The organism is Otariodibacter sp., assembly GCF_029256985.1.
GTDB lineage: Bacteria > Pseudomonadota > Gammaproteobacteria > Enterobacterales > Pasteurellaceae > Otariodibacter.
Map to the genome: position 1 here is coordinate 1 of NZ_JARIDQ010000032.1, position 12,911 is coordinate 12,911.

Annotated in this window: 7 protein-coding genes and 1 rRNA gene; 1 reads left to right on the top strand and 7 read right to left on the bottom strand. The window is 36.3% G+C overall.

What is annotated here, in order from left to right; all coding sequences use genetic code 11:
• The 5 genes from Q1J40_RS03230 to ccmE form a co-directional block, all read right to left on the bottom strand.
• Window positions 1–1,184, bottom strand: a 1,184-nt coding sequence (locus Q1J40_RS03230) for a DNA recombination protein RmuC (protein WP_301098600.1), incomplete at its 3' end; no start/stop codon positions are given.
• 63 nt (window positions 1,185–1,247) lie between these two features.
• Window positions 1,248–3,269: a DNA helicase Rep gene (rep, locus tag Q1J40_RS03235; protein ID WP_301098601.1), complete on the bottom strand. Its 2,022-nt coding sequence runs from the start codon at window positions 3,267–3,269 to the stop codon at window positions 1,248–1,250.
• A 134-nt stretch (window positions 3,270–3,403) separates the two neighbouring features.
• Window positions 3,404–5,809 (bottom strand): glycogen/starch/alpha-glucan family phosphorylase, encoded by a 2,406-nt coding sequence (gene glgP / locus Q1J40_RS03240; RefSeq protein ID WP_301098602.1) that lies wholly within the window; start codon window positions 5,807–5,809, stop codon window positions 3,404–3,406.
• A gap of 158 nt (window positions 5,810–5,967) precedes the next feature.
• On the bottom strand, window positions 5,968–7,914 hold the full coding sequence (locus tag Q1J40_RS03245; RefSeq protein WP_301098603.1) for a heme lyase CcmF/NrfE family subunit: 1,947 nt from the start codon (window positions 7,912–7,914) through the stop codon (window positions 5,968–5,970).
• Complete coding sequence (ccmE, locus tag Q1J40_RS03250; protein WP_301098604.1) at window positions 7,911–8,432, bottom strand: cytochrome c maturation protein CcmE; 522 nt, start codon at window positions 8,430–8,432, stop codon at window positions 7,911–7,913. The genes Q1J40_RS03245 and ccmE overlap by 4 nt, the downstream gene beginning before the upstream one ends.
• A 260-nt stretch (window positions 8,433–8,692) precedes the next feature.
• Between ccmE and Q1J40_RS03255 the strand changes: the two genes are divergently transcribed.
• Window positions 8,693–9,784, top strand: a complete 1,092-nt coding sequence (locus tag Q1J40_RS03255) for a PhoH family protein (RefSeq protein ID WP_301098605.1) — start codon at window positions 8,693–8,695, stop codon at window positions 9,782–9,784.
• Between the two features lie 51 nt (window positions 9,785–9,835).
• Here the strand turns inward: Q1J40_RS03255 and gshAB are convergent, their stop codons facing one another.
• Both gshAB and rrf read right to left on the bottom strand, forming a co-directional pair.
• Entirely contained in the window at window positions 9,836–12,112 is a 2,277-nt protein-coding gene (gene gshAB / locus Q1J40_RS03260; RefSeq protein WP_301098606.1) for a bifunctional glutamate--cysteine ligase GshA/glutathione synthetase GshB, read from the bottom strand.
• Window positions 12,113–12,509: 397 nt separating this feature from the next.
• Window positions 12,510–12,625 (bottom strand): 5S ribosomal RNA (rrf, locus tag Q1J40_RS03265).
• Window positions 12,626–12,911: the final 286 nt, after the last annotated feature.

Here is a 12,911-nt window from a genome sequence, read left to right on the forward strand (position 1 = left end):
GGCTCAATTGGCACAAACATCAATACAAAATCAGGGCTTTTTATACCAATTAGACTACTGTAATTTTTCTTAGAAAGCCCATCAATATGGGCTCGAAGCGAACGACAATGCTCATCTAACGCCTTAGAAATTGCAAAATTATCCTCGGATCTGACCGCTTGATCATAGGCAACTAACGACACCTTACTATCTAAAACCAAATGTTTATTATCAGGTAGTTTCACCACAAAATCAGGAGCAAAACGTTTACCCTCTTCATCTCGATAACTTTCTTGTGCTACGTAATGCTCACCAGATAATAACCCTGCCGACTGTAATGCACTTTCAAGCTGAATTTCGCCCCAGTTTCCTGCGACTTTATTATTACCTTTTAAAGCCGTTGTTAGATTTTGTGCTTCTTGTGACATTGATAATCCAATATCCAATACACGTTTAATTTCTGCTTCTAAATTGGCATTGCCTTTAACCGCCTCCGTATGCACTTCATTCACACGTTTTTGGAACCCTTCTATTTGTTCTTTAAAAGGTTTTAACAATAGATTTAAAGCGGACTGGTTACTCTCTGAAAAAGATTTGCTTTTCTCTTCCAGAATTTGTTGGGCTAAATGTTGAAATTCGGTATTCAGTTGCTGACGAACTTCGTAAAATTGCTTTTGTTGACTTTCAAAATTCGCCTGTTTTTCACTTAACGTTGTTTTAATTTCAGTCAGTTCTTGTTGTGATTGAATAAATTTTGTAGAGAGTGTTTGAATCTCTTGTTGTCTAGTATTCAACTGTTGCTGACTTAATTGAAGTTGCTCCTCCAAACCTTCAGCTTTCGCTTGTGCTGAACCTACCCTTTCCTTTAATTCGTTAATATAACGTTCTAACTGATTTTCTGCATTTTCAGCCTGCTCAATTTTTTGCTGTAATTGTTGAATAGTGCTATCTCGCTCTTGTAAGCGTTCTGATGTACTTTCAGCTCGAGTTTGTTGCTGAATTGCCCATTGCTCTAACTTATTTTTATCTTGTATAAGAAGATCGTGTTTTTGTGATAAATTCCCTAACTGTATTTGTGATTGATGCAGATCTTGCTGTAATTCAACTGCATCTCGTTTATAACGAGATTGCAAAAAAGCCAAAAAGATAGCTAAAAGGGTAAGTAATACAATGATGGCATAAAACCAAGTTTGATCGATATTCATAATAACTAAAATACTGTAAAAATTTATAGGTATTCTATCACTACCACCCTTTTTTTAAATGAATTATTTCTTACTTGCTAAAAGCATTGCTCGTAAGTTTGCAATATTACTTGCCATTTTTTCTTCCTTCTGAACTTCAGTTAATGGAGGTTTATCTTTTTCCCATTGCAAATCATCTTGCGGAAGTTCAAGTAAAAAACGGCTAGCCTCAGGCTTGATTATTTCACCATACTGACGACGTTCCTTACATAATGAAAAAGTGAGGGTTTGTTGAGCTCGGGTAATACCTACATAAGCTAAACGGCGTTCTTCATCAACATTATCCTCATCCATACTGGTTTGGTGAGGTAATAATCCCTCTTCCATTCCGATAAGGAAAACATGAGGAAATTCTAGGCCTTTTGAAGCATGGAGTGTCATTAATTGGACTTGATCAGAAGCATCATCATCTTCACCACGTTCTAGCATATCTCGTAGGGTAAGGTTGGTTACAACTTGGCTTAGGCTCATGGGTTCGTTAAGTTCATCCCCTTCGAGCATTTTTTCTATCCAACCAAAGAGGGTTTGGACGTTGCGACTTTGCATTTCTGCGGCTTTAGGGGTACTTGCCGTTTCATACAGATAGGCTTCATATTGAATATGTGCCAACATCTCTTTTACTGCATTTTGTGGTTCAGATCTGACCGCTTGATCGGATAACTCCACAATCCAACGAGCAAAATCCTGCAATGCTTGATAAGGACGAGGGGTTAAACGTTGTATCAATTCAAAATCAAAAATGGCTTCAAATAGACTGACGTGCTTTTCATTGGCGAGTTGCCCTAATTTTTCTAGGGTTGCCGCCCCGATTTCTCGTTTAGGCGTATTAACGATACGCAGGAATGCGGCATCATCATCTTGATTCACAATCAATCTTAAATACGCCAACATATCTTTGATTTCTGCTTTGGCAAAGAAAGAAGTTCCACCGGAAATTTTGTAAGGGATGCGGTTTTGAATCAGTAATTTTTCAAGTAAGCGAGATTGATGATTGCCTCGATATAAAATAGCGTAATCTTTGTATTTAGTTTTACGACTATAACGATGGGCAATCAATTCACCAACAATACGCTCTGCTTCGTGTTCTTCGTTCTTAGCTTCAATTACATTTAACTTTTCACCTTCGCCTAATTGTGAAAAGAGACGTTTTACAAAAAGGTGGTCGTTGTTATCAATTAAGATGTTGGCACAATGCAAAATACGTTGCGTTGAACGGTAATTTTGTTCAAGTTTTATCACCTTTAATTGTGGGAAGTCTGTTTGTAATCTTCCCATATTTTCAGGTTTAGCCCCCCGCCAAGAGTAGATAGATTGATCATCATCGCCCACTACAGTAAAGTTACCCTGTTCGCCCACAATCAGTTTGATTAATTCATATTGGCTTGTGTTGGTATCTTGGTATTCATCGACTAATAAATAACGGATTTTATTTTGCCAACGGGCTTTGGCTTCTGGAAATTGGCGAAAAATAAATGTTGGCAGCATAATCAGATCATCAAAATCTAATGCGTTGTAAGCCTTTAATTGATTTTGATATTGCTGATAAAAGTAAGAGAACACACGATCTCGATCACTCACCGTTTGCCCGATCACTTGCTCTGGTAAAAGTAGATCGTTTTTCCAGCGTGAGATCGTTGAGATCAACTGTTTGAGTAGATCTTTATCTTCAGTGACATTTTCAGGCAATAGGTGCTTTAATAAAGCGAGCTGATCGTGTTCATCAAATAAAGTCATGCCTGATTTATAGCCGAGTAATTTATGCTCACGTTTTAAAATCTCAAAACCTAGGGTATGGAAGGTGGAAATCGTCAATCCTTTGCTATTTTCTTTACCGATAGAATGTGCCACACGCTCACGCATTTCACGAGCGGCTTTATTAGTAAAAGTAACCGCAGCAATGTGCCTAGGTGAATAGTCACAATATTCAATCAGATGAGCAATTTTATTAATGATCACACGAGTCTTGCCTGAACCTGCTCCCGCAAGGACAAGGCAAGGCCCTGTGATTGTTTCTACCGCCATCTGTTGTTGTGGATTTAATTTCATGTCATCTCCCTATCTCATAAGCGGTAAGATTGTAGTGATTTTTTGCAAATTGTCGAATGATAAAAAAGCAGAAATACATTGTATCCCTGCTTTTATATTGCAATCTAAATTATAAAGTTATTGTTATCCAATAACTACTTTTTCCAAATACGAGTTTGATAATCACGAATAGAGCGATCTGAACTAAATGTACCTAAACGTGCGGTATTTAGCATAGCTGAACGGCTCCAAGCGGTTTGATCTTTGTAACGTTTTGCAATTTCTTGTTGTGCTTCACGATAACTTGCAAAATCCGCTAATACGCAGAAATAATCACTATTAAGCAGATTATCCACCAATGCGCTAAAACGTTGAGTATCACCATCAGAGAACATACCATTCGCAAGTGCATCAATGGCATTTTTAAGTTGTTCATCTTGCTCATAATAGCTACGAGGCACATACCCTTGTTCACGTAATTGACGTACGGATTCCACTGTATGTCCAAAAATTACCACATTTTCTTCACCAGCAAACTGTGCAATTTCAACGTTCGCACCATCTAATGTACCTAAAGTAATAGCACCATTTAAGGCTAATTTCATATTACCTGTACCTGAAGCTTCTTTACCTGCTAATGAAATTTGTTCTGATACATCCGCAGCTGGAATAATTTTTTCCGCCAAACTCACACGATAATCAGGTAAAAAAGCAACTTGTAATTTGCCTTGCATATCAGGATCGTTATTGATAACTTTAGCTACACCGTTAATCGCTTGGATAATTTGCTTCGCCATAAAGTAACCCGGCGCTGCTTTTCCTGAAAAAATAAAGAGTCTTGGTATAAAATCTTTTTGTGGATCCGTTTTCAGCTCTAAATAAGTTGCAATGATATTTAATAAATTAAGGTGCTGACGTTTATACTCATGGAAACGCTTAATTTGTACATCAAAAATCGCGTCACAATTCACTTTTAAACCAATTTCTTGCTCAATCACATCAGCCAGTACTTGCTTGTTAGATTGTTTGATCTCTTGATAAGCAGTTTGAAAATGAGGATCATCAACAAGATTTTCTAGCTGATTAAGCAATGATAAATCTTTTGTCCAGTCACCATTAATATGATTATCTAATAAATGAGCTAAAGATGGATTAGCTTGACGAATCCAACGACGTGGTGTAACACCATTGGTTACATTATGGAATCGCCCCTTAAATAATCTTGCATAGGATGGAAAAAGATCGCTCACAACTAAATCTGAGTGAATTTGTGCTACACCATTAACAGCAAAAGATCCCACTACGCATAAATTTGCCATACGCACATGATGATCTATTATAATCGCAGTTTCTCGCCATGCTTGCTCAAATTCTTCATCGTTGAACTCTGCTCTCACTTTTGCCAATAATTCACGGTCAATTCTTTCAATAATCAACATATGGCGAGGTAACAATTGTGCAACTAAACCATCATCCCATTGTTCTAATGCTTCAGGTAATAACGTATGGTTAGTGTAAGCAAATGTTTTAGAAGAAATTACCCACGCTTGTTCCCAACTTAAATGATACTGATCGAGTAAAATTCTCATTAACTCAGGAATCGCTAATGCCGGGTGAGTATCGTTGAGTTGTACCACTTCAAACTCCGGTAATTCCATCAAAGTTCGACCTTGAGCAAGATGTTGACGTAATAGATCAGCGATTGAACAAGCACAATGGAAATATTGTTGCATTAAACGTAGTGTTTTTCCTTCTTGGTGGTTGTCATTTGGATATAACACTTTTGTTAATTTCGCAGCATCAATAACATGTGATTCAGCTTGTAAATATTGCCCATCATTAAATTTGGCTAAATCAAATGAAATTTCACTGTAACCTTGCCATAAGCGTAATGGTTGCTGTACACCTTTATAACCAACGACTGGTAAATCAAAAGCTTCACCTTGAATAGTCCAAGCTGGTTGCCATTCATATTGTTCATCTGAAATTTGAGTAACAGTTCCCCCAAAGCCAACTTGTTGTTGAAAATCAGGGCGGTGATATTGTTGTAAATAAAAATCACGATTCCAACTATCGCCTGTTTCTAATTGTTCACCAGATTCATTGAAGTGTTGTTTAAATAAACCGTATTGGTAATGTAAGCCATAGCCAATCGCCGGCTGAGAAAGACTTGCCATAGAATCTAAATAACAAGCAGCTAAACGCCCTAAACCACCATTGCCAAGAGATGGATCTCGTTCTTCCTCTAAAATATCAACGAGATTTTTACTATATCTTGCGACAAAATTATCTATATCTTGATATACTCCTAAGCTCATCAAATTATTGCCTAATAAGCGACCAATTAAAAATTCCATAGAAAGGTAATTCACTCTACGTGTATTCACAAGCGGTGGGTTAGCCGGAAAATTTTGTAAAATAGCAAATTGACTACAACTTGCAATAAATTGAAACCATTGAGTATTGGAAAGTTGTTCTGGGGCGATAAAACGTTCTTGACAATATTGATTAAGTTTTTGTTCAACTAACGTCATAAATGAAGCATTACTAATAGTAGGCATTTGATTCTCCAAAACGTAAAATAAACATAAGATAATGAAATACGTACATTATTCTTTACTCTTATAATGGAAGGATCATCCCTATGAAATCTGATTGAGTATGAAAAAAGGGGCTGATCTCATCAGCCCCCATTATACCTTTGCAATTATGCGATTTTTTATTTTGATAAGTTTATCTTTAGTCGATAACGTTTATCAAACATACATAATAAACCACCAAAGGCCATAAATAATCCACCAAACCAAATCCACCGAATGAATGGTTTGTAATATAAACGCAATCCCCAAGAACCATCATCTAAACGTTCACCCAGTGCAGCATATAAATCACGAGTAAAGCCCCAATCAATTGCTGCTTCGGTCATTCCCATTTTACTTACATTGTAAAAACGCTTTTCGGCATGCAAAGTAGCTTCATAATGATTATCTTTGGTGATTTCTATCTCCGCCGTACCGCCAACATAGTTTGCCCCATTACTATCATTAATACTTTTTAGGGTAAAGTTATAATCTAAAATCTGAGCAGACTCGCCGATATTCAAACGTACATTGCGCTCTACACTAAAGTTTTGACTAAATGCGATGCCAAATACTGTCATTGCAACACCTAAATGTGCCAGTACCATTCCCCAATGGGAACGAGATAATTTCGTTATTCCCACTAAGAATGAATGGCGATGTGTTGCTCGTTGATGTAATTCATACAAACTCAACGCAACGATAATAACTGACATCATTGTGCCTAATACAACACTTACGGTAATCGTATTTTTAAACAGATAAGGTAAACCGAAACCTAAGATAACCATTGTAATTAATGAAATAATCACAGGTAAACGAATGGCAGAAAACTTATCTCGTCGCCATTTTACAAGTGGTCCGATCCCAAGTAAAAATGCAAAAGGTACCATCAATGCTATAAACATTTGATCAAAGAATGGCGCCCCGATTGAGATACTGCCTAAGCCTAATTGTTTATGAATAAGCGGTAAGATAGTACCTAAAAAAACCACCGATAAAAATGCCATCAGTAAGATATTATTCAGTAACAATACCGATTCCCTTGAATAACGTTCTGAATTATCAAGGCTCTTAATTTTACTCCCCTGATAAGCGTAGAGTAACAACGACCCGCCAATTACTAGAACAAGATAAAGTAGAATATACAATCCTCTTGTTGGATCAGAAGCAAATGCGTGTACCGAAACCAAAATGCCCGAACGTACTAAGAATGTACCTAACAGACAAAGAGAGAATGCTAATATAGCTAAAAGCACAGTCCACGCTTTAAAACTACTGCGTTTTTCCGTAACGGAAAGGGAGTGAATAAGTGCAGTTCCAGCAAGCCAAGGCATTAATGAGGCATTTTCTACTGGATCCCAAAACCACCAGCCTCCCCAGCCTAATTCGTAATATGCCCACCAAGAACCTAATATTATGCCTAATGTTAAAAATGACCAAGCGGCTAATGTCCAAGGTCTAGACCATCTCGCCCAAGCAGTATCTAATCTTCCTATCATCAATGAAGCAATAGCAAAAGCAAATGCGACTGAAAAGCCGACATAGCCCATATACAATAATGGAGGGTGAAAAATTAAGCCTATATCTTGTAGCATTGGATTCAGCTCTTTTCCATCAACTGGAAAATCAGGGAAAGTGCGTAAAAATGGATTAGAGGTAAATAAAATAAAAATAAGAAAGCCAACGCTCACTAATCCCATAATACCTAAAACACGTGCCACCGCATCTTCTGGCATTTGTCGACTAAATACTGCAACAGCAATACTCCATAGGGAAAGTAACCAAATCCATAATAGTAATGAACCTTCGTGAGAACCCCACACAGCTGAAAGTCGATACTGAATTGGTAGTTGGCTATTTGAATTATTTACCACATACTGCACACTAAAATCATTCACTGCAAAAAGGTAAAATAGCGAACCAAATGAAAGTGTTAAACTTAAAAACATTGCCCACGTCATCGGTCGAGCAAGCGAAATTAAAGTCGCATTCCCTTTTTCTGCACCTACAAGCGGTAAGATCGCTAGCAAAATTGCAAAAGCTAAACTCAATGCAAGCGTATAATTTCCTAACTCAGCAATCATTGAGCTTCTCCCAATTGCTTACGATCACGCTCAGATTCGCCTTTTAAATCCGCTTCAGAAATACCCATTGGCTGATGTTGTTTCTTCATTTGTTCGCTTAAATCTGGTGGCATATAGTTTTCATCGTGTTTTGCTAACACTTCTGTCGCTTGTAATTTTGTTGGTTCAACCAATACACCCTGTGCCACAATACCTTGCCCTTCACGGAATAAATCAGGCAAGATACCTTCATATTCAACCTCAATCGCAGGCCCGATATCATTTAATCCAAATGTCACTTTTAGCGTTTTATCATCTCGTTGTACGGAACCTTCTACGACCATTCCACCTACACGAATCCGTTGTCCTACACTAGGTTTTTTATCGGCTTGGTTATCTTTCCCATAAATAATTTCTGACGGAGTATAGAACAAATCAATATTTTGACTTAATGCATATAATGTCAGTCCTGCAGCTACTGCTACACCAAATAAAATAATAAAAATAACCTTTAATCTTGATTTACGTCTTGGATTCATAATTCTCCTACCATCCCTTCAAAAATCAATTGATAAAAACATTTCCAGTGTAACAAAAAAGCTATTTATTAGCTGGGATTATCAGCCTTAAATACAGATAAATATAAATAAAATGCAAAATGTTTGATGATATTCAAATTTTTGCTGTATACACATTTAAAAATATAAATCTTATAACTCAAAAAATGAACTGTGCTAAAATAGCTTAACTTTACTCATACACATTACTCAACAACATTACTCATTTACGAGGAATTACTTTGACAGAAATTACTTTAATTTTAGAACCAGAAGATAACGATCGTCTAAAATCACTTTGTGGTCCTTTTGATGAACATATTAATCTTATCGAAAAAAGCTTCAATTTAAACATTTCACGTAATGCTTTTACCTTAACTATTCGAGGGGTAGAAGAAAGTTCATCCTCACTCTCTTTATTACAAAATTGTGCCACGCTGATTCAGCAACTTTATAACGATACTGCCCCGATTCGTGGAGTGATTAAAGAATTGGATTTAGAAGACATTCATCTCGCCATTCAAGAAAGCCGAATGTTATTGCAATCATCAGAACAATCAGACCCACAAGAAAAATCTTCCGATTATCACGCTATTACGATCAAAACTAAACGAGGGATGATTAAGCCAAGAGGAGAAAATCAACAACGCTATTTACGCAATATTCTTACTCACGATATTAGCTTTGGGATTGGCCCTGCAGGAACAGGAAAAACCTTTTTAGCGGTGGCTGCTGCAGTAGAATCTTTGGAAAGACAAGAAATTCGCCGTATATTACTCACTCGACCAGCCGTTGAAGCAGGCGAAAAGTTGGGCTTTCTTCCAGGGGATTTAGGGCAAAAAATTGAGCCTTATTTACGACCTTTATATGATGCGTTATTTGAAATGTTAGGCTTTGAACGAGCTCAAAAATTGATGGAGCGAAATGTTATCGAGATCGCACCGCTTGCATATATGCGAGGTCGAACATTAAACGATGCTTTTATTATCTTAGATGAGAGCCAAAATACGACTATTGAACAGATGAAAATGTTTTTAACCCGTATTGGTTTTAATTCTAAAGCGGTGATTACTGGGGATGTAACCCAAATAGATTTACCTCGTAGCCAAAAATCAGGGTTAAGACACGCAATTGAAGTGTTAAGTAAAGTGTCTGATCTAAGCTTTAATTACTTTGAAAGTAACGATATTGTTCGTCATCCAGTAGTTGCAAAAATAGTTCAAGCCTATGATGCTTGGGAAGCAGAAGATGAAATTCGTCGAGAACAGAAAAGATTGGCTAAATTAGAATTGGAACAACAGAAGATTTTAGAACAAGCTGGAAAACTTCTGTAATCTTTATTATATTTCATCTGACAAGCAAACGCCTGTCAGATGAAATATCAATTACGCAGTAACTTCTAACTCAGGGAAAAGCATTCTAATTACATTCTGAGTTAAACGTCTTGATTTTCCTTGATAAGGAAAGATGTGCATCATCATCATTGGATTGAAATTCGCCTCAATCACGCCCCAAGAAGATAACTCTTTTGAGGCTGGTTTTGTTAAATCAGGAATAATAATATCCACTCCACAAACAGCTGCCCCCATTGCTTTAGCAATACCGACAGCTAGTTCTTTATAACTTGTATGCATTTCATCCGTCATATCAATAGAATCACCACCCGTACTGACATTAGAATTTGCTCTTAATTGCACAAGTTGATCTTTAGCTGGAATACTCTCAAAAGTTAAACCTTTCTCTTTAAGTTGTAAGGATTCAATTTCGCCTAATGCTATTTTCTTCAATGGAGTACGACTACCGTCACCTCGTAAAGGATCGCTATTTTTGCTATTCACCAGTTCCGCAACAGTATGAATACCATCTCCGACTACATTTGCAGGTACACGCAGTAACACAGCCTCTGTTTTATCACCAAGTACAAAAAAGCGATATTCTGTACCCGTTAAATAATCCTCAACCATAATCTCACGATCTTCCCTAAAGGCAATTTCAACTGCTTGAGCAAAATCTTCTTTGTTTTTTACGCCTTGTTGGAAAATGGTGATACCTAAGCCATAATTGGTTGATTTAGGTTTGATCACTATCGCTCTATTTTCAAAAAGTGGATATTGGTAAATCGCTTCATCTGCTGAAGTAAACTCAACGCTCTGTGGCACATTGAATCCCGCTTTTTGTAGCACTTTTTTAGTCACAACCTTATTTTCCATAATCAATGGCGAAATATAGTTATCGTGAGAGGTCATATTGCCATTTTTTACATACTCTAAATGATCATTAAATTTTAAACTTAAGAATTGATCATTTTCATCTAATAGCTCAACATTTAAACCCACTTTAATCGCATCAAATAATAAAGCCTGTGTAGATAATTCCATATTATCAAAGGCTGAAAGTGCATAGAAACGGGCCAAAGATTGTTGTTTATATTTTTGAGCAAGATCTGCACCTAATTTTTGATAATCACCAAATTCTTCAATAGCTTTCACTAACTGCCCACATAACGTTTGGCTAGGATCAGCAAAAGCCAATAGTTTTTGTTGAACAATATTCATCAATTCCTTAGGTGCATTAATTTCTTCTAGCATTACTAATAGCTGATGCAAAATTTGTTCACCTTCATCACGAAAAGTAGTTTCACTTAATGGATGCTCCCAAGCAACTTCCGCTAATCGCTCTTGCCCTATTTTTATTGCATTTTCTGCCTTATCCATCCAGATCATTAATAATGCAAAATAGTGGATGAATTTTGCATCATCCAAAGATATACCATAAATTTCAAAGGGATTGAGATCGAATAAACGAAATTCGACATATTGAATCCCTGCTTTAAGTAAATCTCTTACCTTTTTTGCTCCTCGTAAACGAACATTCGAATAAAATTCTTTTTCTGCAATTAATTTTCCTGTATTTACCCAATGTTCTAAAGTTTCAACGTATTCTTGCAGAGAATCGAACGACACTTTAATTTCCGGATCATTCACATAGCCATATTTACTAGAACGTAAACTACGGACATATTGCCCTTTTTTGAGAGGGGATCCATCTTTAAAATACTTATCTTCAACCGTTGGCGTAGCACTTAATAAATACAATAGAATCCATTGATATCTGAGAAAATTATTCGCCATTTTTAGATATAAATTATTCTGAAACTCTACAAAAGATTGTGAGCTTGATTGTGCTTGATACAATTTTTTAATAAACGTTGGTGATAATTGAAAATTATAATGAATTCCACTCACCATCTGCTTATATTTACCATAAGCAGTAACTAAGTGTTCACGATAAGCGACATCTTGTGGATCATCTAGCTGTGCGACTTTTATCAATTCCTCTGGAGGTAAACCTGCTGGCATACTAAGTGGAAAAATATATTCATCCTCAGGGATTGTACGTTGCACCACTTCGTGAATCGCAGATAACCATCTATAAGTATCTTCTATTTTATTATTTGGAGGGGTGATTAATTCTAATTGGCTTTCCGCAAAATCCGTTTGAATATAAGGATGATAAGATCGATTCCCAAACTGATGAGAATGAGGTGTGGTAACCACTTCTCCATTTTTATGAACTCGTTGGCTTTCTTTCTCAATTCCAAATGAGCCTTCTTGAAAGAGTAAAGATAGATTATTTTTTTTAATAATTTCTTTTATATTCACATCTATTCCTTTTAAAACTTAAATATCAACCAATGAAATATACTTAGCATTGTACATGAATTTTCATAAATCTATAAAACTGAAATTATTTGATATATTGTATTATAAAAACACTTCATTTTTAGAAGACATAATTTATATCCATGAATTATTTGAAGAATAAAGCTCTTTTTTAAAATCCTAATTATTTTCAATACAGATATACAAAATCATAGCATTGATTATAACAAAAGGATTATTATGATTTGTTATGAATCATAAAAAAGGAATCTATTAGTAACCATAGAATAGACTTTATGATAACAATAAATAAGCAGTTAGTTTCGTTGAAAATTTTAAAAAATAGAAAAGCAAAAAACCGTAAGTTATCTCTAACTTACGGTTTCCCTTAATAAAGCCCTGATGGCGACCTACTCTCACATGGCGAATCACCACACTACCATCGGCATAACAGCATTTTACTTCTGAGTTCGGAATGGATTCAGGTAGTTCCACTGCACTATGACCATCAGGATAATCCTGTTAACAACTTACGTCTTATTCTATCTTTTTTCTTTCTATTCTTCCCTAGGATTTCTTTATTCTTCCTAGCACTAAAATCTTAAAACAAGCTGTCTTTCTGTTTAACTTTCTCTTTCTTTCAGTCTGTGTAACTTCTTAGTAAACTTCTACACTCTCTTATGTCCTCTGAGTTCCGCTCTCGCTTCTCTCTAAAAAACACTTGAGGTTGTATGGTTAAGCCTCTCGGGCAATTAGTATGTGTTAGCTCAACGTCTCGCAACGCTTACACACCACACCT